At 37.2% G+C, this 24,025-nt stretch carries 22 protein-coding genes; 9 read left to right on the top strand and 13 right to left on the bottom strand.

Features of this window, described 5'->3' with window-relative positions; all coding sequences use genetic code 11:
• Positions 1–356 precede the first annotated feature (356 nt).
• Both putP and CD138_RS14015 read left to right on the top strand, forming a co-directional pair.
• The gene (gene putP, locus CD138_RS05950; RefSeq protein WP_019169347.1) at positions 357–1,910 is read left to right on the top strand and encodes a sodium/proline symporter PutP; all 1,554 of its coding nucleotides are present in this window, start codon (positions 357–359) and stop codon (positions 1,908–1,910) included.
• 230 nt (positions 1,911–2,140) lie between these two features.
• Complete coding sequence (locus tag CD138_RS14015; protein ID WP_142302760.1) at positions 2,141–2,350, top strand: hypothetical protein; 210 nt, start codon at positions 2,141–2,143, stop codon at positions 2,348–2,350.
• 117 nt (positions 2,351–2,467) lie between these two features.
• On the opposite strand, the gene CD138_RS05945 is transcribed toward CD138_RS14015, so the two are convergent.
• From CD138_RS05945 to CD138_RS05900, 10 genes are all read right to left on the bottom strand, one after another.
• Positions 2,468–3,673 carry a CamS family sex pheromone protein gene (locus CD138_RS05945; protein ID WP_019169344.1) on the bottom strand — a complete coding sequence of 402 codons (1,206 nt, stop codon included), beginning with the start codon at positions 3,671–3,673 and terminating at the stop codon, positions 2,468–2,470.
• An 11-nt stretch (positions 3,674–3,684) separates the two neighbouring features.
• Positions 3,685–5,688, bottom strand: a complete 2,004-nt coding sequence (ligA, locus tag CD138_RS05940) for an NAD-dependent DNA ligase LigA (RefSeq protein WP_019169343.1) — start codon at positions 5,686–5,688, stop codon at positions 3,685–3,687.
• A 3-nt stretch (positions 5,689–5,691) separates the two neighbouring features.
• Complete coding sequence (gene pcrA, locus CD138_RS05935; protein ID WP_019169342.1) at positions 5,692–7,884, bottom strand: DNA helicase PcrA; 2,193 nt, start codon at positions 7,882–7,884, stop codon at positions 5,692–5,694.
• Positions 7,884–8,573, bottom strand: a complete 690-nt coding sequence (pcrB, locus tag CD138_RS05930) for a heptaprenylglyceryl phosphate synthase (RefSeq protein WP_019169341.1) — start codon at positions 8,571–8,573, stop codon at positions 7,884–7,886. The genes pcrA and pcrB overlap by 1 nt, the downstream gene beginning before the upstream one ends.
• A gap of 274 nt (positions 8,574–8,847) precedes the next feature.
• The gene (locus CD138_RS05925) at positions 8,848–9,150 is read right to left on the bottom strand and encodes a YerC/YecD family TrpR-related protein (RefSeq protein WP_019169340.1); all 303 of its coding nucleotides are present in this window, start codon (positions 9,148–9,150) and stop codon (positions 8,848–8,850) included.
• 67 nt (positions 9,151–9,217) lie between these two features.
• The gene (purB, locus tag CD138_RS05920; RefSeq protein ID WP_019169339.1) at positions 9,218–10,513 is read right to left on the bottom strand and encodes an adenylosuccinate lyase; all 1,296 of its coding nucleotides are present in this window, start codon (positions 10,511–10,513) and stop codon (positions 9,218–9,220) included.
• Between the two features lie 421 nt (positions 10,514–10,934).
• Positions 10,935–11,123 (bottom strand): NETI motif-containing protein, encoded by a 189-nt coding sequence (locus tag CD138_RS05915; protein ID WP_019169338.1) that lies wholly within the window; start codon positions 11,121–11,123, stop codon positions 10,935–10,937.
• Complete coding sequence (locus CD138_RS05910) at positions 11,113–11,682, bottom strand: DUF2179 domain-containing protein (RefSeq protein ID WP_019169337.1); 570 nt, start codon at positions 11,680–11,682, stop codon at positions 11,113–11,115. Before CD138_RS05910 ends, CD138_RS05915 begins: the two co-directional genes overlap by 11 nt.
• A gap of 58 nt (positions 11,683–11,740) precedes the next feature.
• Entirely contained in the window at positions 11,741–12,574 is an 834-nt protein-coding gene (nadE, locus tag CD138_RS05905) for an NAD(+) synthase (protein ID WP_033193866.1), read from the bottom strand.
• Positions 12,567–14,042, bottom strand: a complete 1,476-nt coding sequence (locus CD138_RS05900) for a nicotinate phosphoribosyltransferase (protein ID WP_019169335.1) — start codon at positions 14,040–14,042, stop codon at positions 12,567–12,569. The genes nadE and CD138_RS05900 overlap by 8 nt, the downstream gene beginning before the upstream one ends.
• A gap of 647 nt (positions 14,043–14,689) precedes the next feature.
• On the opposite strand from CD138_RS05900, the gene CD138_RS05895 reads away from it, so the two are divergent.
• Together CD138_RS05895 and CD138_RS05890 are read left to right on the top strand one after the other, a co-directional pair.
• On the top strand, positions 14,690–15,760 hold the full coding sequence (locus tag CD138_RS05895) for a nitric oxide synthase oxygenase (RefSeq protein ID WP_019169334.1): 1,071 nt from the start codon (positions 14,690–14,692) through the stop codon (positions 15,758–15,760).
• 43 nt (positions 15,761–15,803) lie between these two features.
• Entirely contained in the window at positions 15,804–16,607 is an 804-nt protein-coding gene (locus CD138_RS05890; protein WP_019169333.1) for a prephenate dehydratase, read from the top strand.
• 69 nt (positions 16,608–16,676) lie between these two features.
• Here the strand turns inward: CD138_RS05890 and CD138_RS05885 are convergent, their stop codons facing one another.
• Entirely contained in the window at positions 16,677–17,783 is a 1,107-nt protein-coding gene (locus CD138_RS05885; RefSeq protein WP_019169332.1) for a glycosyl hydrolase family 28-related protein, read from the bottom strand.
• Between the two features lie 80 nt (positions 17,784–17,863).
• On the opposite strand from CD138_RS05885, the gene CD138_RS05880 reads away from it, so the two are divergent.
• The 4 genes from CD138_RS05880 to CD138_RS05865 all read left to right on the top strand — a co-directional run bounded on the left by CD138_RS05880 (position 17,864) and on the right by CD138_RS05865 (position 21,368).
• Complete coding sequence (locus CD138_RS05880) at positions 17,864–18,415, top strand: cysteine hydrolase family protein (RefSeq protein WP_019169331.1); 552 nt, start codon at positions 17,864–17,866, stop codon at positions 18,413–18,415.
• A gap of 57 nt (positions 18,416–18,472) precedes the next feature.
• Positions 18,473–19,399, top strand: a complete 927-nt coding sequence (locus CD138_RS05875) for a manganese-dependent inorganic pyrophosphatase (protein ID WP_174700863.1) — start codon at positions 18,473–18,475, stop codon at positions 19,397–19,399.
• Positions 19,400–19,428: 29 nt separating this feature from the next.
• Positions 19,429–19,710, top strand: coding sequence for a GNAT family N-acetyltransferase (locus CD138_RS05870; RefSeq protein WP_019169329.1), 282 nt, complete (start codon positions 19,429–19,431; stop codon positions 19,708–19,710).
• 278 nt (positions 19,711–19,988) lie between these two features.
• Positions 19,989–21,368, top strand: a complete 1,380-nt coding sequence (locus CD138_RS05865) for an aldehyde dehydrogenase (protein WP_019169328.1) — start codon at positions 19,989–19,991, stop codon at positions 21,366–21,368.
• Positions 21,369–21,499: 131 nt separating this feature from the next.
• On the opposite strand, the gene pglS is transcribed toward CD138_RS05865, so the two are convergent.
• Together pglS and CD138_RS14150 are read right to left on the bottom strand one after the other, a co-directional pair.
• On the bottom strand, positions 21,500–22,549 hold the full coding sequence (pglS, locus tag CD138_RS05860) for a 6-phosphogluconolactonase (RefSeq protein WP_019169327.1): 1,050 nt from the start codon (positions 22,547–22,549) through the stop codon (positions 21,500–21,502).
• A 224-nt stretch (positions 22,550–22,773) separates the two neighbouring features.
• Positions 22,774–22,947: a hypothetical protein gene (locus CD138_RS14150; RefSeq protein WP_019169326.1), complete on the bottom strand. Its 174-nt coding sequence runs from the start codon at positions 22,945–22,947 to the stop codon at positions 22,774–22,776.
• A 166-nt stretch (positions 22,948–23,113) separates the two neighbouring features.
• Between CD138_RS14150 and CD138_RS05855 the strand changes: the two genes are divergently transcribed.
• Positions 23,114–23,503, top strand: coding sequence for a hypothetical protein (locus CD138_RS05855; protein ID WP_019169325.1), 390 nt, complete (start codon positions 23,114–23,116; stop codon positions 23,501–23,503).
• Positions 23,504–24,025: the final 522 nt, after the last annotated feature.

Raw genomic sequence — 24,025 nt, 5'->3', positions numbered from 1 at the left:
AGCCTCCTTAAAAATACTCTTTTATCTATAAATTGTACCAAATTTCAGCATAAAAATCTAAAATATTTCAAACAAGGTGCGTCACAACACATTGTTGAGTCAATCACAGTACGTTTCAAGACGACATCCTATGTTGATTTTCACGGACGGTCTCTCACTCTATTCTATTTTTATATTTACAACATAAAACTGAATAAATATCTATATTTAATTCTTACCTATCACAACCGACAACTTAGCATTTCTCTTATCATTACAAAGGTTAAATTACACATAAACTGTTAAATATGACTTTCCTTTCGTATACATTTCTGTATAATAATCTTATGCAAGTGAAAACAAAAGGGGAGATCAATATGGTAGTATTTGGTTCTACTTTGTCCAGTCAAGTCAACCTTGATTGGCAAACATACATTATGATTGCCATTTATTTTATTATCTTGCTCGGTATTGGTTACTATGGCTATAAACAAGCAACAAGTAACTTGAGTGAGTATATGTTAGGTGGCCGTAACATTGGTCCATGGGTAACCGCCCTCTCAGCTGGTGCTTCCGATATGAGTGGTTGGATGATTATGGGATTACCTGGTGAAGTTTATTCAACTGGGTTATCTGCCATCTGGATTACCATTGGTCTGACACTCGGTGCTTATATTAACTATTTAGTTGTTGCACCAAGACTTCGTGCACATACAGAAATTGCCGGTGATGCGATTACATTACCAGATTTCTTTAAAAACCGGTTAGATGATCAGTCGAACTTAATTAAAATCATTTCTGGCTTAATCATCGTCGTGTTCTTTACATTGTATACGCATGCGGGTCTAGTATCAGGTGGTAAGTTATTCGACAGTGCATTTGGGTTAGACTATCACTTCGGATTAATTTTAATTGCGGTTATCGTCATTCTTTACACGTTTTTCGGTGGGTATCTTGCCGTATCGATCACTGACTTTTTTCAAGGGGTAATTATGTTAGTGGCAATGGTGATGGTGCCTATCGTCGTAATGTTAAAGTTAAATGGTTTAGATACATTCCATACGATTGCAGAAATGAAACCGACCAATTTAGATTTATTTAAAGGGACGACAGTGATTGGTATCATTTCATTCTTTGCTTGGGGGCTCGGTTATTTCGGCCAACCCCATATTCTCGTACGTTTTATGTCTATCCGTACAGTGAAATTATTCCCACTTACACGTCGTATTGGGATTACATGGATGATTGTTGGGTTATTGGGCGCTGTGTTAGTCGGACTACTCGGTATCGCATTCGTTCCAGCACAGGGTGTTCAAATTCAAGACCCAGAAACATTATTTATTTTGATGAGTCAGTTGCTGTTCCATCCATTAATCGGTGGTTTCTTACTCGCAGCGATTTTAGCAGCCATTATGAGTACAATTTCATCTCAATTACTTGTTACATCAAGTTCATTAACAGAAGACTTTTACAAATTGATTCGTGGTGACAAAGCCAACACCAAAGCGCACGAAAAAGAGTTTGTCCTAGTGGGTCGTATTTCTGTAATGCTTGTAGCAGTTGCTGCAATTGCGATCGCTTGGACGCCGAACAACACGATTTTAAACTTAGTGGGTAATGCGTGGGCAGGTTTCGGCGCGGCATTTGGTCCATTAGTCATTCTTTCATTATATTGGAAAGGTTTATCCCGTACAGGTGCAATCAGTGGGATGGTCGCTGGTGCGTTAACTGTTATTTTATGGATTGTCTTTGCGCATCCATACGGTGACGTGAATGATTTCTTTAACTTGTACGAAATTGTTCCTGGCTTTATCATCAGTTTAATCGTCACAGTCCTTGTTTCAAATATGACGCAAAAACCTGGTGCATTTGTGGAGGAAGATTTGAATCAAGTCGTAAAGCAATTGAATGATGCAAAATCAAAAAACTAAAACTTAATACAATCACAATGATTAATATGAGTCATTTGTATCATATGACTAAAGGCTAGGAGCTAATCCTGCCTTTTTCCTACGATTTGTCAGATTTTCCTGTACATGCGTATCCCCCTCAAAGTTATTACTCCACTCTTTTTAAATCATAAAATAGGAAATCATCAATGCATTTCGAATAATGAAAAAGGGTAAAATTATTATAAAAAATATTAAGAAAGTCAATATAAATGAAAAAGCAATACACGATGGAGGTGGCTACGATGTTGTTTATCAAAAGTAAAATTTCGTTCATCATAGGGCTTCTACTTTTCATTGCTATGTTTTATTTCAAAATGGCGCTCGGAGATTCTATCATTAGGCCATTAGGATTTGTTTTGTCAGGTGTTATCATGGGCTATGCTTTAGAAAATAAAGAAAAAGACATACTTCATTTATAAGACGCAATTTCACACTATATCTCGAGATGATGCTAAAAAAACGACCACTATCTTTTAGAGCGTTGAAACTCTCTGTATAGTGATCGTTCGTTATTCTGATTTTATTCACCATTTACATTAGTTTTGATAAATATGCACTTGTGGTGATTTTTCCTCTTTCGTTTTACTTATGAGTGCACGTGGCTGACTACCATCTTTAATATGAATCTCATATTGATCCACTGATTTAAAATCTTTTTCAGCAAGCTGTGTCACATATTGTGTAATACCAATTAACTCAGCTTTACCGTAATAATCAATAGGTAAATCCACAGTTAAATTTTGTACTTTTTTGTCTTTAAACTCTGCTTTGCCAACAGCTTGTGTAAAGTTTGAGAAGTATGATTGTAATGCACTGTTAAAGTCTTTGAAATTCGCATTAAGATTCTCATTCAAATCAGATGCTTCACTTGATGGTAACAGTACGGTCTTTTGATCAACTTGATGCCAGTCTGAGAGTTTTGACCCATTTTTCTCAGCTGTCGCATAACTTACGAAATGACCAGGAATAATATCTTCTTGACCAGACTGAATATAAATCGCAAATGTGATTGGAATATTTTTCAAATCATCATTTTCTCTTAAACGTAATAACATTTCTTCAGCCATTTGTCGTCCTTGTTTTTTCACTTCTTTTTCATCAAGCTTTTTGTGATACGTTTCACCATATTTTTCTTTTTGATAATAATATACGCTATTCATCGCTAAACCAATGGTCATACCTTCAATCTCTTCACCTTTAGTATCACCGTTGTCGTAAAAGTCTTGCTCTAAAATATTAGATAAATAGGCCGGCGAATTTTTAGCGATTTTTTCTTCATCTGTTTCACCGTTGACTGATGGATTTAAACCTAAGTTAGCTGTCGCATTTTTATTTTCTTTCTCTTTATCGCTCATTTTATCAAGTTCTTTTTTCGTATATTTAGGACGCAGATACGCTCTGATTGTATCCTTATCCAAATATTGACCATCTTGATACAAGTATTCGTCAGTCGGATACACTTCTTTACTAATATTGAGCAAGCCATCTTCAAAATCTTCACCATTGTAACTATTGGCCATGTTTTCTTGAATGAGCCCGCGCGCCTGACTTTCTTTAAAAGGCAAGATTGTTCGATAATCTGTCCCTTGTACATTTTTGTCTGTAGCGATTTCTTTTACTTTATTGTGGTCTCGTTGTTGCGCTTCTGTTTTCTCTTTTGAGGGCTTTGAATCATCTTCATCTGGACCACAAGCTGATAATACAAGTGATAAACCTAAAAGAAGTACTATTGACTTTTTCATCGCCTATCCCCTTACTTATTAATTTCATTTTGCTTATCAATAAAATCTTGTTCTGTCCAAATCATTGTACCAAGTGATTCGGCTTTTGTTAATTTTGAACCTGCATCTTCACCTGCAATGACAAGATCAGTGGACTTCGTTACACTACTTGTCACTTTTGCACCTTGTAATTTCAACCAATTGGATGCCTCTGTGCGTGTCATTTGTTGAAGTTTACCTGTTAAGACAATCGTTTTACCTGCAAATTCTGGATGTCCTTCAATTTGCGATAATTTTTGCCCTTTAAACGTCATATTGACACCTTTTGATTTTAACTTTTCAATCAGTGCGCGAATATCTTCATTTTCTAGATATGTCACTAATGATTGTGCTAACTTTTCACCCACATCATAAATTTCCACTAATTCATCTTCAGTGACGGTTAACAGTCGATCCATCGTTTCGTACTTTTCAGCTAACACTTGACTCGCTTTGACACCTAAATGACGAATACCTAGTCCAAATAATAAGTTTTCGAGAGAGCGCTCTTTTGACGTTTCTATCGCATCCATTAATTTTTGCGCTTTTTTGTCACCCATTCGTTCTAACGGCAACAAATCGTCCTTGGTAAGATAGAAAATGTCAGCTACATCTTTAATCAATTCGTGTGTATACAACTGTTCGATAATTTTAGTCCCTAAACCGTCAATATTCATCGCTTGTCGAGATACGAAATGAATTAACCCTTCAACGAGTTGGGCCTGACATTTTGGATTGATACAACGTAATGCCACTTCACCCTCAATACGTACAAGTTCATGATCACAGCTTGGACAATGGGTTGGCATATGATATGTTTCGGCATCTTCAGGACGACGGTCTAAAATCACACGCACAACTTCTGGAATGATGTCTCCCGCTTTTTTAATAACCACACTATCACCAATACGAATATCTTTCTCATGAATTAAGTCCTCGTTATGTAACGATGCTCTCGAAACGGTTGTGCCTGCCACACGTACCGGCTCAAGGATAGCGGTAGGTGTCACCACACCCGTACGTCCAATACTCAACTCAATATCCAGCAGTTCTGTAATGACCTCTTCAGCTGGGAACTTGTATGCAATTGCCCATCTCGGTGATTTTTGTGTAAAGCCCATTTCCTCCTGATGTTCAAGATGATTCACTTTAATGACAATCCCATCAATATCATAAGGCAATTGATCACGCTGTTTTGTCCACTTTTCAATGTATTCAAGGACTTCATCAATCGAACGCACTTTTTCACGTTCATGATTTGTTTTAAATCCAAGTGCATCGAGTTCGTCTAACGCTTCACTTTGGGTAGAGGCATCAAGTTCTGTAAAGTCATTAATGCTGTATAAAAAGATGTCCAGTTTACGTGCTGCCGCGAGCTTTGAATCAAGTTGACGCAATGACCCCGCTGCCGCATTTCTCGGATTGGCAAACGGTTGTTCATCGCGCGCTACTTTTGCCTCATTCAACTTCAAAAATGATTGCCTTGGCATATAAGCTTCTCCACGTACTTCAAAAGAAATATTTTTGCTTAAAGTAAGTGGAATCGCGTAAATGGTCTTTAAATTTTCAGTAATATCTTCACCGGTAGTCCCGTCACCACGTGTTAAACCTTGAACGAGCTTTCCATCGACATACTTTAATGATACGGCTAAACCATCAATTTTCAATTCACACATATATTCGACTTCACCGACTGCATCACGTATGCGTTGATCGAATTTTCTTAAATCCGCTTCATTAAATGCGTTAGATAAACTTAACATCGGTGTATCATGATTGACTTTTTCAAAAGATGACTGCGCCTCTCCTCCTACACGTACAGTAGGCGAATCTGAAGTTTTTAGTTCAGGATGTTTCGTCTCAATATCAATCAATTCGTGTAATAATTTGTCGTATTCACTGTCTGGGACACTTGGGTTATCTTTGACATGATATTCATAGTTGTATTGGTGTAATAATTTGTGCAATGTTTCAACACGTTGTGCTAGAGATGACATCCATTAATCCTCCTTTTTTTCAATTGGCGCAAATTGAGCAAGTAAACGTTTCGGACCTTCAGATTTGAAAATAATGTCTAATTCAATCGAACCATTTTTGTCATTAACATTCGAAACCATGCCTTCACCCCATGATTTATGCATCACTTTATCGCCGACTTTCCAATTTGACGCTGATGATGCAGTTGCGTTTTTCACTGCACGCTGACTAAAGCCACGTTTTGCCGGTTGACGCTTTTTCATACCGATTGTTGTTGCTTGTTGACGTTCAGGTAAATCAAGCAGCGCTTCTGGAATTTCATTTAAGAAGCGTGAACGTGCATTACTTTGAGGACGTCCAAATAATGTACGCGAAGTGGCATGTGATAAATAAAGCTCTTCTTCAGCACGCGTAATCGCAACATAACTGATACGTCGTTCCTCTTCCATTTCGTGATCATTATCACTTTTAATCGCGCGAATATGTGGGAAAATCGATTCTTCCATACCAATAATGAACACAATTGGAAACTCTAGCCCTTTCGCTGAGTGCATCGTCATTAATGTCACGCCATCTTCTAAGTTCGCTTCGTCTACATCCGCAACTAATGATAAGTCTGTTAAGAAATTAATCAGTGACTGTTCCTCTAATGGCGTGTTTTTTTCATAATCAACAGGCACAGACATAAACTCATCAATATTTTCCAAACGGCTACGTGATTCTAATGATTGATCGCGTTCTAACATTTCACGATAACCTGATTTTACTAAGACTTCATCGACAATTTCTGAAATCTCTAGAAATTCTTGTTCTTGCATCAAATTCGACATCAATTGATAAAATTCTGCTGCTGCTTGTGTCACCTTTTTCGATAGACCGATAAAGTCGACTTCTGCTAATGCATCAAACATCGTCAACTCGTGATCTGCGGCATATGCTGCAATTTTTTCAACTGACGAAGGACCGATACCACGCTTAGGCACATTGATAATACGCTGTAAACTGATATCATCTGCACTATTCGCAATTAAACGCAAGTAGCTGAGTAAATCTTTAATCTCTTTACGGTCATAGAACTTCTGTCCGCCAACCATAACGTATGGAATATTGGATTTTAAAAAGGTTTCCTCGAGTACACGCGATTGGGCGTTTGTACGATAAAGTACCGCCATATCTTTATAACGTTTTCCCTTTTTTTGTTGTTTAAAAATTTCTCGCACAACATACTCAGTCTCATCACGTTCACTCATCGCTTCATAGTAATGAATCTTTTCACCTTGTTGATTGGCTGTCCATAACCCTTTAGGTTTACGCTCTGTGTTGTGACGAATCACCTCATTCGCCGCTTGTAATATCGTTTTAGTTGAACGATAGTTTTGCTCTAAAAAGATAGTACGCGCATTCGGATAATCATTTTCAAAAGATAAAATATTGTGGATGTTTGCGCCACGCCAACCATAAATAGATTGGTCTGAATCCCCGACAACACACAGATTTTTAAACTTTTGCGCTAACATGTTCACTAATGTATATTGCGCGGTATTTGTATCTTGATATTCATCAACATGGATATATTGAAACTTATTTTGATAATAATCCAAAACATCTGGCACGCGCTCAAACAATTGAATCGTTGTCATAATCAAATCATCAAAATCTAATGCTTGGTTACGAACGAGTTGTTGTTGATACCCTTTGTAAACCGTTGCGACCATCCGTGAAAAAAAGTCATGTGCTTCAGCTTCTGCTTTTGCAGGTGTCATTAATTCATTTTTAAGATTACTGATTTCTCCGATAAACATTCTTGGTTCATATTTTTTTGGATCGATATTTTCTCTTTTTAATACATCTTTAATGACTGATTTTTGGTCAGTTGGATCGATAATTGTAAAGTTACGTTCAATACCGATACGATCTGCGTCACGTCGTAATATACGCACACACATCGAATGGAAAGTCGACATCCAAATGACTTCTGCTTCCTCTCCCACGAGCGCTTGAACACGTTCTTTCATTTCTTTTGCGGCTTTATTTGTAAACGTAATTGCCAATATATTGTATGGAGATACATCTTTTTCATCTAATAAGTAGGCAATTCGGTGTGTCAGTACTCTTGTTTTCCCTGAACCTGCACCTGCCATAATTAAAAGCGGTCCCTCAGTCGTGCGCACCGCTTCACTCTGTTCTTTATTCATATTTGCAACGAGTGGATTCATTATGTTCTCTCCTTTATTTTCGTCGTTTTAAGTGCTGCTTTGATATCTTCATAAATCACATTGCCCACAATAATCGTATCTGCTATTTGTGCCATTTCTATCGCTTTATCGATATGATCAATCCCACCACCATAAAACAATTGTGTATTCGAAAGCGATTGTTTTGCTGCACGCACGATTTCAGGATTGCCGTATTGCCCACTGTATTCTAAATAGAGCACTGGCAAACGATAAAATGAATCAGCCATTTGCGCATAAGCCACGACATCTGATTCGTTTAATGTCGTCTGTGCACTTGTCTTTGTTGCAACCTTACTTTCGGGATTCAACACGACATAACCTTCAAACACCATTTCATCAAAATCAATCATATGTCCATAGGCTTTCAGCGCGCTATGTAATAATCCGTTATGATATGTCACATCTGTACTATTCAATACTGTTGGCACAAAATAAAAATCAAATCCTGGCATCGTACTCTCAAGATTTGAAATTTCTAACGCTAACGGTAGCGGATAACGGCGGACACGACTCATTAAATGAATCACATTATCTTCTGTGACATTATCTGTGCCACCAATCATAATGGCGTCTGTATTTGACATACAAATCTGTTCTAAATCGGCGTCTGAAATCTCTTTAGCAGGATCAAGTTTAAAGATGTGACGCCATTCCTTGATATCATACATAGTTGGTGACTCCTTTAATTTTCGTAACTTTTATTATAGCACTTTTACTTATTGATATCTAAAGTTCATACGTATATCGTGCACATTTTTTAGTTGGTGTCGTTGCTAATTAACATAACGACTTATTACTTTTTCTAAAATCGACTAACAGACTGCTTTCGGTTACTTTATATCTACTTTTAGCCTTTTACCAAAACAAAAGACTCCTCCCTATACCAACTTAAAACTCAAGTCAATATAGCGAGAAGTCATTTCATGTTACTGTAAAAATTACTTACATCTTAGTTTCAATGTTCATTCGGTCTAGAATCATTGTATAGGCATCATTGCCCCATTGTAATGAACGTTTTACACGAGAAATCGTTGCCGTAGATGCACCTGATTCCTTTTCAATCGTTGCGTAAGTGTAACCTTGCTTAATCATCTTCGCAACTTGAAGGCGTTGTGATAAAGATTGTAACTCATTCACTGTACATAAATCATCAAAAAATTGATAGCATTCTTCACGCGTCTCTAACGTTAAAACTGCATCGAATAGCTCATCTAAAGCTTTTCCACGTAATTTTTCTATTTGCATGCGAACAACCCCTATATTCATAATCTATTACCATTTTAACGGATTAATAGATTAAAGTGTAGTGAAATTATTCTAAACCGACTCTTTTAAATATTGTATCAACTTGGTTCAAGTGATGTCTAGGGTCAAAACAAGCATCGAGTTCTTCTTTTGAAAGCTTATCTGTAATGTTTGAATCCGCTTCTACAAGCTCTCTAAATGGCGTTTTTGTTTGCCAAGATTCCATTGCTTTTGGCTGTACTGTATCATACGCTTCTTCACGTACCATCCCTTTATCAATAAGCGCAAGCAATACACGTTGTGAATAAATCAAACCAAAAGTTTTATTCATGTTTTCAGTCATGTTTTCTTCATAAACTGTTAAACGATCAATAATATTTGTGAAACGATTTAAAGCATAATCTAATGCAATCGTCACATCTGGTAACATAATACGTTCTGCTGAAGAATGTGAAATATCACGTTCATGCCATAATGCGACATTTTCATATGCCGTCGTTAAATAGCCACGAATGACACGTGCAATACCTGTAATGTTTTCTGAACCGATTGGATTACGTTTGTGCGGCATTGCAGAAGAGCCTTTTTGTCCTTTTGCAAATGCTTCTTCTACTTCACGCGTTTCTGTTTTTTGAAGATTACGCACTTCAACAGCAAATTTTTCAAGAGAAGTTGCAATTAAGCTTAAAGTCGCAATGTAGTATGCGTGACGATCACGTTGTAACGTTTGTGTTGAAATTGGCGCAGTACCAATACCTAAATGTTTACAAACATAAGCTTCAATTTCAGGTGGAATGTTCGCAAATGTTCCAACTGCGCCGCTCATTTTACCGACTTCGATTTCAGTTCTTACATTTTTGAAACGTTCCATGTTACGTTGCATTTCTGCATACCATAACGCCATTTTTAATCCAAAAGTAGTCGGCTCAGCATGCACACCGTGTGTACGGCCCATCATTAATGTCGTTTTGTACTTTTTCGCTTTCGCTGCTAATACATCAATGAAACGTTGAATGTCTTGCTCTAAAATGTCATTTGCTTGCTTAATTTGATAACTTAACGCTGTATCTACAACGTCTGTAGAAGTTAAACCATAATGTACCCATTTACGCTCTTCACCTAAAGTTTCTGACACTTGACGTGTAAAAGCAACAACATCATGGCGTGTTTCTTGTTCAATTTCTTTCGCACGGTCGACATCTACACGTGCATGTTGGCGAATCTTTTTCACATCTTCTTTCGGGATGTAACCTAACTCACTCCATGCTTCACTCGCAAGGATTTCCACTTCTAACCAAGCTTCATAACGATTTTGATCCGTCCAAATTTGAGCCATTTCTTCTCTTGAATAACGTTCGATCATGTTTAATAAACTCCAATCTTGTAATGTTAGTTTCATTGTATCAAAACAATTAATCATGTACATGTATTATTCAAACAAATTTATCGTTCGTAATCAAGCCTCAAATGCATTTTCGTATGAATTTGTTGATTTTGACATCACTCTCGGTCAATCACATCCCAGTCATCCCACCGAAATATTGATATTACAAAGTTTTTCGTACTTTTATTGACGTTTAATCTTCACTGACCCCCACTTTCTTCATTCTTTCTTAGATACAACAAAGACGAACATTTTGAAATAAAACTTAAAAAATATTCGTCATTCATCGTTGCATTGTCATGTTATTCTACAACCTATTTTCAATTAATTGATACACATCTTTCCCATCACTCAATAGCTAAAAAGAGCAGCACATGTCAATCATGCGCCGCCCTTTCTTTTATGATTCAAATGTATCTGGTATTTTTTTACCTGTAAATTCAATCTCTTGTCTTAACACTTTGACTTCACCGTGTTCATTCTCAATAAACACTGGCTTTTCAAATCGCTTAACTGGCATATACCCTGCCGCTTTCATTCTTGCTAAACAGTCTTGAATGGTTTCATCAGGTTCAACTTTAAATTTCATCTGTATCATACGCCTTTACTTTTTTACTTCGTACGCCTTTAACCCAGAAACCACCATGAATATTCCGAGGTTCGTACGCAATAATAAATGCTTTAGGATCCAATTGTTTAATCGTGTCCATTAATTTCAATTCATAACGACGCGGTGTTAAAATTTGCATCACTAATCGGTCACCATCGCGGCCATGTGCACCAAAGTGCGTCACGCCATATCCGAGTGCACGTAGCTGTCGCGGTAAATCTAACTCGTAGTCTGCTGTCGTTACATTAACCACCGAGTAACCGAGTGCGAGTTTTTCTTCTATTTTCATACCTACAATAATCCCCACAGAAAATCCGAGGGCATAGGCAATAATATTTTGAAATTGATCTAAGCTCGACATCACCAAACCTAAACCGATAATATAGACAAACACTTCTACAAAACTTACAAGTGCCGCAACATAACGGTAACCTTTTAACGTTAAAATCACCCGCATCGTCAGTGCTGTGACATAGGCAACGTTAATGACGAAAATGGCAATGAGCATTAGCCAAGGATTGTCATTAATCACACTCATACGCACCCTCTTTTCCTTTAAAAAATTTAGCTCATTGTATCAAGTTCTTTAATATTTGTCATGACTTTTCTGATTTAGGCCATGAAAAACGTGTGTATGCCAATTCACGCTTATGGGCATTTCTGACGTAGTGACGCTCAATCACCGCTGCATCTTCTGGTGAAACGACTTTACCTTCAAGATAATCATCAATTGCTTCATAAGTCACACCTAAAGCTTCTTCGTCAGGGAGTTGCGGTTTGTCATCTTCTAAATCCGCAGTAGGCACCTTTTCATATAAATGCGCGGGTGCGTCTAAATATTGTAACAGTTGACGACCTTGACGCTTGTTCAGACCGAAAAGCGGCGCAATGTCTGCAGCACCATCTCCGTGTTTTGTGAAAAAGCCGGTAATGTTTTCTGCAGAATGATCAGTACCAACGACAATACCACTTGTATTTGCTGCAATGGCATATTGTACTTTCATGCGTTCTCGTGCTTTTTCGTTTCCTTTATGAAAATCGCTTAATGTGATTCCCGCTTCTTGTAATGATTGCACACTTTGGTCGACAGCCGGCTTGATATTCACTGTAACGGTGCGGTCAGGATTGATAAAGTTCAATGCATCCTCGACTTCATCTGCATCTTTTTGCACCCCATACGGCAACTTCACCGCAATAAATTGAACATCGCGACCTGAAGCTGTTCTCATATTTTCTACAGCTAATTGCACAAGTTTTCCCGCTAATGTGGAATCTTGGCCTCCAGAAATTCCGAGGACTAACGTCTTTACGAACGTGTGTGCATGGAGGTATTGTTCAATAAAATGTTGAATTTCCTTAATCGTTTCAGCACTATCTATAATCGGTTTCACTTTCATTTCTTCTACAATCAACGTCTGCATTTCACTCATGGTCATACGTGTCCTCCATCTCTTTCACATTTTCAGCCACTTCAAAAATACGCTTTTGTTTATTTTCCCAACATAATGTACTTAAATCAACAGGATATTCTTCAGGATTCAAGTAACGCTTGTTTTCTTCCCATAAATATTCCAAGTTGTTTTTCAAATCTTCTTTTGCTTGCATTTCTGTCGGACAATCATAAACGAGTTGGCCATCTTTAAAAATATCGTGATGTAAATCAACAGCTTTAAAGTTTTTGATGCGTTTCATTTTATATGTGTGAATTGGGTGGAACATTTTTAAAACCTTTTCTTCATTAGGGTCTTCATGATCTAAGGTAATATAGTCCCCTTCTGCTTTATTCGTTTTCGTATTAATAATGCGATACACTTTTTTCTTACCTGGTGTCGTCACTTTTTCAGCATTGTTAGACAATTTAATCCGATCGACCAGTTGCCCTTCATTATTTTCTACAGCCACTAATTTGTATACAGCACCTAATGCGGGTTGTTGATATGCGGTAATTAATTTTGTACCGACACCCCACGAATCAACCGCAGCCCCTTGTGCTTTCAAGCTACTGATCGTCTGTTCATCTAAATCGTTTGACGCGATAATTTTTGCATCTTTAAAACCTGCTTCATCTAGCATTTGACGTGCTTTTTTCGATAAATATGCAATATCACCTGAATCTAAGCGAATACCAATAAAATTAATACGATCGCCGAGTTCTTTTGCGACACGTATCGCATTGGGCACGCCTGACTTTAAAGTATGGAACGTATCGACAAGAAATACACAATTGCGATGACGCTCTGCATATTTTTTAAATGCTGTATATTCATCACCATATGTCTGTACAAATGCATGTGCATGTGTCCCAGAAACTGGAATATTAAAAAGTTTCCCTGCACGTACATTACTTGTTGAGTCAAAACCACCAATAATCGCAGCACGAGCGCCCCATAATGCAGCATCAAATTCATGTGCCCGTCTAGTACCGAATTCCATTAATACATCATCTACAGCAACCTGTTTAATAATACTTGCTTTCGTTGAGATGAGCGTTTGGAAATTAATGATATTGAGCAATGCGGTTTCAATGAGCTGCGCTTGAATCAGTGGCGCTTCAATACGCATGAGCGGCTCATTATTAAAGCAAAGTTCGCCTTCTTTCATTGAACGAATGTTGCCTGTGAATTTGAGATTGGCCAAATAGTTTAAAAAGTCATTTTGGTAACCGATTGATTTAAGGTATTCAATGTCTGTGTCAGAGAAGTGGAGGTTTTGGACAAATTGAATGACACGCTGTAAGCCATTGAAGACGGCATAACCGCTTCCGAAAGGCATATTTCTGAAGTAGAGGTCGAATACTGCTTTACGTTCATGGATACCATCAAACCAATACGATTCGGCCATATTAATTTGATACAAATCATTATGTAACATGAAACTGTCATCTTTATATTGATACATGATTGACTCCTTTATGTTTTCTTATTATTGCTATCATATCACACAATAGGAAAGGTTTCTTGGGTTTAATCATTTCGTTTTTAAGGCCTCTAAAATAAAATTTATGCTTTATACTTATCTTACAGATTGCAGAACCCGCCCTCGCTTTCCTAGGCGCTCACTTCAACTAACCAACGCTCTGATTCAACTGTTACAGAAAGGAAAGCGTTGGTGGATTTTCAGTTTCGCTTTGATGCCTCAGGAGTCTCGGGCTGTTCTGCAATCTTTTCGCAACGCACCTTGTTTATGCGAATACCTTATCAATTATGATATGCCCTATTCATTCTTATATGTCTCGCCTTAATCTTTCAAAATAATCATCAACTATGTATCTGTGGCTATTCAAAATTGGTGATGGATTTTCAGGTTCAGCTATTCCCTCAAGCGTCTCGAATGGTTGGCAATCTTTTTATATACAGGTCCTATCTAAAAAAATTTGATAACTGAATACAACAATGTCTGATACAAGATCTTTACTCCACCGTTAGATTTAAAATTGATTTATTTATCACTTTTTTAATCGTTAAAGTCAAACAATATTATGACAATTATCATATTCGTTTCAAAGCTCACTTAAATTTCATTATAATAACGTTGAGGTGGGGAATATGCTCAAAGAAGCACAAGCATTTATTAAACAAATGTATGATGAATTAGAATTACCTACAACTGAACGTGATGCGCGATTAGCAGAAATAGAACAAGCCATTCATACGACAGGGACATATCGACATACAACAGAGGAACTGACATACGGTGCGCGTGTTGCTTGGCGTCATTCTAATCGCTGTATCGGTCGTTTATTTTGGGAAAGTTTGAAAGTCATTGATGCTCGAGAAGTTAAAACAGAAGCGCCATTTCTCGAATCAATTGAAACACATATTAAAACAGCGACTAATGGGGGGCGTATTAAACCTTGTATTACGATTTATGCGCAATCAGATGAAGCTGGACCGAAAATTTGGAACAATCAACTGATTCGCTATGCGGGCTATGAATCAAAAGGTGATCCGAGTGAAAAAACTATCACACAACTTGCACAACATTTAGGATGGACAGGGAAACACACAGACTTTGATGTATTGCCATTGATTTATCAGCTCCCTGACCAACAAGTGAAATATTTTGATTATCCGTCAGATTGGATTATGGAAGTGCCGATTCATCATGACCAGTTTCCAAAAGTGTCAGAATTAGGGCTCAAATGGTATGCTGTGCCAATCATCTCTAATATGGACTTAAAAATTGGGGGTATCACATATCCAACAGCACCTTTCAATGGTTGGTATATGGTAACAGAGATTGCTGTGCGTAACTTTACAGATACATATCGCTACAATTTATTAGAAAAATTTGCGACAGCGATAGGCTTTACTGATTTACGCAATGCAACTTTTAATAAAGATCGTGTGCTTGTCGAAATAAACGATGCCGTTTTACAATCGTTCAAAAAAGCCGGCGTATCGATGGTCGATCATTTAACAGCATCAAAGCAGTTTGAAAAATTTGAGGATGCTGAAGCACGTAAAGGGCGAACGGTCACAGGAAAATGGTCATGGCTCGCACCACCGCTATCACCTACTTTAACTACAAATTATCATCATGGTTTTTCAAATGAAACACGTGAACCGAACTTTTTTTATAAGAAAAATACATCAACGGGCTGTCCTTTTCACTAACATCATGTAAAATAAAGTCAATTCATGTGAAAGGAATGATGTCATGACACTTTTCTATCTTGGTCCTAAAGGTACATTTTCATATTTAGCCGCTTTAAAATTACAATCTCAAACACAGCAAGAGGAACAATTGGTTGAATGTTCTAATTTATATGAAGTGATGTCATCCTTACAAAAAGATTCATCAGCAAGTGCCATCGTTCCGATTGAAAACTCTATAGAAGGTACGATTAATGTCATTGCCGACTCACTGATCGAACAAAATTTTGTCATCATTGAAGAAATATTTTTAGATATCGCCTTCGCATTGTATGGCTTTCCACACCAGTCTATCACGGATATCAAGCATGTTTATTCGATTGGACCAGCAATTAGTCAAACACAAAAGTTTATTCATGAACATCAATTTGATTATGATTATACGTCGAGCACTGTAGCGTCTCTCGACAAAATTGATGCAACTACTGGCGCGATTGCCCCTCTCGGAAGTGGAGAAATGTATGGCTATGAACCACTCGCGACACACATTGAGGATTATCCACACAACATGACACGTTTTCTCGTATTAAAACATGCTTCAGAAGTGACAAATCAAATCGGCTCTGAATGTTTATTAGTCATTACACCAACAGAAGATAAACCAGGACTACTGGCGAGCATTTTGAACACTTTTGCGATGTTTCAAGTCAATTTGAAATGGATTGAATCACGTCCACTCAAAACACAACTAGGCATGTATCGCTTTTTCGTACAAGCTGAATGTCCAGATACGATTGTCTTAAACAAAATATTAACGATTTTAGAAACACTTGATTTTAAAATTAAAAATTTAGGACGTTTTCATTAAAAAGTTGAAGTTGGGAATGGGACAAAACACTTATGTTGAATGCTATTTTTGTCCCTCCCTTTACTTCATTTATACGTTTTTATCTGTCATGAGCGCGGTGACTTGTTTTTCATTCCATTGCGGCGGGTTTTCATTATTCAAAATCGCGATGTCATGTACACCTGTTAATTGCGCGACTTGATGCCCACCACAAAATGTATTCCCCAATATATTTACATCTGTATGAGGCGCATCTTGATGACTTCGAATGTGCAAGACATCTTTTGATTGATTATTGACAAACTCGTTATTCATCACAAACAAACCATCGCCCCCTTGTTTGCCTTCATGGTCTCCCTCTAACGTAAATGCATTTTTACCTTGATGGACACCTAAATAGCGAATACCCCCTGCGCAATTTAAAAATAGATTACGTTGAATGAAAATGTTTTTCCCTTTTAACGGTGTCAGCGCATAATCTTGCGTGGCTTCAAAAACATTGTGTTGAATGGTAATATTTTCATAAAAACGATTCAAACGTGTCGCATGTGAACCTATCGCACGATTCCAACTTTGCATCTCACCTTCAAACGAATTACCGAAATAACAATGTTCAATAATTGCATTTTTCGTAATCGTCCCATCGTTGACTCCGAATTTTGGAAATGCGCCTTCAACAAATAAATCTAACTGTACCGCCTCTGAAAACCATCGCTCACCTGTCACATCATAAAATCCAATAAAGTTACAATGATGAATGTGCAAACCGTCGAGTCCACAAGCATCAATGCCATGACCACCGACGACATTTTTAATCGTCAAATGACATATTTCAATTTCTCGTGCATGGCCTATACACATCGCTGTATTATTGTAAGGGTAATGTACGCCGTTCATATTCCAAATGCCGCCTTGAATTTTAATGTGACTGTTGCCATTGTAACCATAATAGCGTTTCAAACGTGAACCATTTTTAAGCAATGCGTCTTTTCCAGTTCTTAACAGTTCAGTATCAGGGTCTAATACAAGTGTCGTTCCTTCATATATCTTTAATGCTTTGGCGATATGATAAATACCACTAGGAATATAGACAGTAATTGGCCCCTTTTTGGCTTGGTTGAGTGCACGTTGTATGCCCCAAGTATCCAAAAATCGATTCTGGCCAATCGCACCAAAATCTAATACATTTATTTTCATATACGTGCCATCCTTTCACGATTAAGTTATACTTATTATACTGTTGTTTAATCTTTATACCACTTTTAGGAGAGAATGAAATGTCAAATAAAGCTTTAGTTGTTGTTGATTATTCGTATGATTTTGTTGCAGATGATGGCAAACTGACTTGTGGCGCAGCTGGTCAAGCGATCGAGCCGTACATTGTTGAACGCATTCAAGCATACCACGAAGCTCAAGAAAGTATCTTTTTTATGATGGATTTACACTTTGAAGATGATCCTTACCATCCTGAGACAAAATGTTTTCCACCACACAATATTCAAGGCACGCAAGGACGTGAATTGTATGGTGAGGTTAAAACATTGTATGATACGATAAAAGATAGCGCACATGTTTATTTTTTAGACAAACGCCGTTACGATTCCTTTTACGGTACACCGTTAGATAGTATGTTACGTGAACGCCAAGTCGACACCGTTGAAATCGTCGGCGTGTGTACAGATATTTGTGTTTTACACACTGCGATTAGTGCATACAATTTAAATTATCAATTAATTATCCCTAAAAAAGGTGTGGCCACATTTAATGAAGCTGGACACCAATGGGCATTGACACATTTTAAAACGACATTGGGCGCTCAGGTAGAATAATGACTACTCTCCGTGCTAAAATAGAACTGAAAATTAGAATATGAATAAGGAGATTTAATAATGACAACTTATATTTTTGGTCATCAAAACCCAGACACTGATGCCATTTCTTCAGCAATCATAATGGCAGATTTCGAACAACAACATGGAAACAAGGAAGCTAAAGCATTTCGTATTGGTGAGTTAGGTCCTGAAACTCAATATGCGTTAGATTATTTCAACGTAGCAGTTCCAGAATTTTTAACGGATGACTTAACTGGACAAGACGTCATTTTAGTTGACCATAATGAGTTTCAACAAAGTGCTCAAAACATTGAAAAAGCGAATATTCGACACGTTATCGATCATCACAGAATCGCAAATTTTGAAACAGCGGGCCCACTTTATTACCGTTCAGAACCTGTGGGCTGTACAGCTACAATTTTGTATAAAATGTATAACGAGCGCAAGTATGAAATTCGTCCGGAAATTGCAGGTTTAATGGTTTCTGCAATTATTTCAGACAGTTTATTATTCAAATCCCCAACATGTACACAACAAGATATCGATGCAGCACAAGCACTCGCTAAAATCGCTAATGTGGAATTAGAAACATACGGTTTAGAGATGTTAAAAGCAGGTGCTTCAACAACAAACAAAACTGAAGACGAATTGTTAAATACTGATGCAAAATCTTTCAGCATGGTGGATCATACAGTTCGTATCGCACAAGTGAACAGTGTCGATATTGAAGAAGTTTTTGAACGTCAAGAAGCGCTAGAAAATGCGATGAATAAAGCAAGTGCTGAAAATAGCTACGACACATTTATCCTTGTCGTAACAGACATCATTAATAGTGATTCAAAAATTCTCGTAGTTGGTGCAGAACAAGAGAAAATCGCACAAGCGTTCAATACAACGTTAGATAATCATACAGCATTTTTACCAGGTGTTGTTTCTCGTAAAAAACAAATTGTACCACCGATTACTGAAGCATTATCATAATATAAAAATATAAACAAAGGTGTGATCGCATGTCTGAAAAAGTGAAAGCTGGATATCATAAGTTTTATTACGGTGAAACAGAAAATAGACCGGATGCCCAAATTCTATTTTCATACTATGATACGAATGTGATTGATGTGTATAGTACTTATGTCAGTCCTTCTTTGCGCGGTGGCGGCGTTGCCAAACAATTGTTTGATGCTGTCATTGAAAAAGCAAAGAATGAAAACTTGAAAATCATTCCATCTTGTAGCTATGTCGCGCATCAATTCGAACGCGATGCTTCACTTGCACCATACAGAGCGGAATAAAGCGCTCACTTGAAGTCGAGACACAGTCCAACGTGTCTCGATTCTTTTTTATCTACTCTGTCATTCAGTGTCATCGCATCCATTCGAAGTACTTTTCAAAACGCTTTTATTATCATGTCGAAAATGATGACCTCTCACCGATGTATTTCAGTGGAATATGTTACAATCATACATAATGATCATTAACAAATCGATAGCTAATGTGTAGCTTCAACGACATGCGTTTCCCCTATCAGAAATGATAAATGACATTCGACTTTTGAAAGGAGCATTCCCTATTGAATCCATTTCACACACAATTCGATGCAACACAACGTTATTTTAAATCACATGCGACACGTTCGCTTAAATCACGCAAAAAAGTTTTAAAACAGTTAGCTAAACAAATCAACTTACACGAACAAGAAATTTTCGATGCACTGAAACAAGATTTAGGAAAAAATGAAGTCGAAGCTTATGGCACAGAAATCGGTTATACATTAAACAATATTCGTTACATTCGTAAAAACCTATCGAAGTGGGCAAAAACAGAAGCAGTTGACACGCCCTTTTTTCTTTTTCCTGCCAAAAGTTTTATCGTCAACGAACCTTTAGGCACTGTTTTGATTATTGGACCTTTTAACTACCCTTTTCAATTGATTTTCGAACCTTTAATTGGCGCAATTGCTGCAGGTAATACTGCCATTGTAAAACCTTCCGAACTGACGCCAAATGTAGCGGTGGTCATTGAAAAAATTATTAAACAGACATTTGATCCAGAATATGTTACCGTTGCGCAGGGTGGTGCCGAAACAATTCAATCATTATTGGAGCTTCCTTTTGATCATATCTTCTTTACTGGTAGTCAAAAAGTAGGCCAAATCGTTTACGAAGCCGCAGCGAAACAATTAATTCCTGTGACACTCGAACTGGGTGGTAAGTCACCTACAATTATTGACAAAACGGCTAACTTAAAAGTCGCAAGTGAGCGTATCTGCTTCGGTAAATTTATGAATGCAGGTCAAACGTGTGTCGCGCCAGATTATATCCTCATTGATGAAACGGTTAAAGCTGATTTTATTGAAGCAATGACGTCAACGATTCGTGAATTTTATGGTCCACAACCGATTGACAGTGACGATTTAGGCCGAATTGTCAATGACCGTCATTTTAATCGATTGTCACACCTTTTAGAAGCACATCAATCGAACGTCATTATCGGAGGCGACACAGATGCCGTACAGCGTTACGTGTCACCAACAATACTTGATCATATTCATGCGAATGATCCAATCATGCAAGAAGAAATTTTCGGACCTATTTTACCGATTTTGACTTATCAAAACTTTGATGAAGCTATCTCGTTTATTCAGTCAAAACCGAAACCATTGTCACTTTATTTATTCAGTGAAGACGAAAATACGACAACACGCGTTTTGAATGAACTATCATTTGGCAGTGCTGCCATTAACGATACGATTTTGCAATTAGCTAATCCGAAGCTTCCTTTTGGCGGTGTTGGTGCTTCAGGTATTGGACGTTACCATGGCAAATATTCATTTGAAACATTTTCACATCAAAAGCCCTATATTTTTAAAACGACAAAGTTAGAAACGGGGTTATTATTCCCACCGTATAAAGGAAAACTTGGATATGTAAAAAAGCTTTTTAAGAAATAAATCTATAACATATAAAGAACAAACCCATGTTATTTTGATTTCTAATCATTGCTTTTACTTTAAAACTAAAAAGAACAGGCTCGGAAAACTTACAGAGAATTCCTGAGCCTGTTCATTATTTTTCTATCGTATTATAAATGTGTTTCGTCTAAAAACTTCACACATACGCCTTCCGATGCCGTTTGTTGATCATCTGTTTTTGTTAATTGCCCCGTATCGAGGTCACGTTGGAATACAACCACTTCTGAATTTTCTTCTTGGTGTGCCGCTACGAGATATGCATCATCTGCTGTAATATTAAAATCTCTTGGGAATGATCCGCCACTTGAAACGATGTCGACCAACTCAAGTTTCGCACCGTCTTCTAACAATTTAAAGATGGCAATACTGTCGTGACCACGGTTACTGACATATAAGTAACGTTGATCATGAGAAAGCCTTACAGCTGCTAACTTTGTTGGTAATAGAAAATCTTTAGGTATCGTCAAATGACGTTCTAATTCTGAAAAACGACCATCCTCATATGCCATCACAACGACAGTGTTTGATAATTCATTGACAACATAAGCATAACGCCCTGTTTTGTGGTACGCGATATGTCTTGGTCCGTCACCTGGTTCCATTGCTGTACGGTGTGCCACTTCTAAACCTTGGTCACCATAATGATATGTCACGAGTAAATCTGCACCTAAGTCAACAGCTACCACATATTTATGTTCAGGTGTCACGTCTAAATAATGGACATGTGACTGTTCTTGTCTATCAACATTAGGACCGTGTGGATAATCGTGAATGACTTCCTCAATTAAGCGCTTAATACGGTTGTTTTCGGCATCCAATTCATATATGCGAGCAACACCATCACCGTACACCGCTTCAAACACATATTTCCCATCCGGTGACACAGCGACATAACAGCCTGAACCTTTAAATGACTCCAATGACTCACCTGTTTTTTCAAGACTGCCATCTTGTTTAATTTTAAATGTTGCTAAGCCGGCATTTTTATCATTTTTGGTAATGCCGATTAATGTATCTTCATGTTGCACAAGATACGTTGACGCATTCAATTCGTATCCTGTTTCTACAGTTTCAATACGTCCTGACTGTTCATCTAATTCAAAACGATAAATTCCTTTACCATCCTTTTTTGTATAAGAGCCTATATAACCTTTTACCATGGCAAGCATCCCTCCATTTTCTTAGGTCTATTTTATCAAATTTTCATGATGAGACACACGAGAAATGTTTCGTGTCTTCATACTTTGTGCACCTTATTTCAATAAAAAAAGCGAGATTGAAATCTAAACCGTTCATAGACTTCATATCCTCGCTCTCAGTATTCAAAACCATAACAATGATTTCACAATAGACACTTTTATCGGTTTAAATCACGAATGTATTTTTATCCTTGATTCGCTTCGATATCCGCAATAATTTCTTTCGTTTTGTTTTCGATTTCTTCAAAATCTTTTTTAAACACATATGTCAACACTGCTAAGCCAAGTCCTACAACGCCAGTAATCACTAGTGTTGAAACGAATAAAAATTTAAATAACCCTTTAATGAAATTACACATAAGTCTTCACCTCTAAATTATTGATGTTACATTTATCATATCATAAATCTACTACATCATTAAACTTATACCCCAATCTCGACTTTTTTAATCAGAAATCAATTCAATTTTTACAGGCAATATGTTACATTATCAGTATAAAGAATAATGAAAGAGGGCTCTTAAAATGCCATATATATCATTAGTAAGTTCATGGAAAAACAATGATATTGATAAAATTAAAGATATGCTGGATGATCGTGTCGCTGCTTATTACGTCAATGAGCTAGGTGAACCACAGTCGCTCACAAAATCAAATGTTATTGATATGTTACGAAAACGCATGAATCAAATTGCAAAGATGAAAGATACACAATGGAACTTTGAAATGATTCATCGTGCACAAATTAACGACGATCAATTGATTATATTTTATGTATACTCAGTAGAAAATCCAGATTATCCAAAAACAACTAAGACACTCATCACTTTAACATTTGGAGACACACCATCGCTTAAACATCGTATTAAAACGATCTATATCACAACCAACGTCACAGAAATTCATTCGACCTAACACCATATTTGAATGCAAAATGAAATCGATTCAAACTGCATTACACTGAATGAGGTTTGCTGTGATACTTCACAAGTCAAACCGCCATTCAATCATGGTGCAGTTCAGTCATGGAATTTTCCACGCCTGAAATCTCCTTCTCCCTTCATTTCGCTATAGATAACTAGGCAGTTAATGCATTAGTACAAACTTTTTTTCGTGTTCGCTTAACCTATGAATGTGAACGCCCCAAACAATTTAACGCAATATGGTTACGCCACATTTGTTATGGTGCGCCGGTTCACCCACAAAAAAAGAACCGAGATACAATGCTTACCTCAGTCCCCTCAATTGAATATATTGATTCCCTATTCGCTTTTCACATTTACATAACGAAATATTTCAACATATCCTCTTTATTATAAATGTGCAATGAATTGATGATCTCTATATGACATATGTTTATTTTGATTACATGTTCTCGTGTGTGCATATTTAATATCTTCTCAAAACTTCAAAACAGCGACTTTAATCAATTGGTAA

The organism is Staphylococcus intermedius NCTC 11048 (assembly GCF_002902385.1).
GTDB classification, from domain to species: Bacteria; Bacillota; Bacilli; order Staphylococcales; family Staphylococcaceae; genus Staphylococcus; species Staphylococcus intermedius.
Note: the sequence above shows the minus strand (reverse complement) of the source record. Positions and strands in the feature narration are given on the sequence as shown.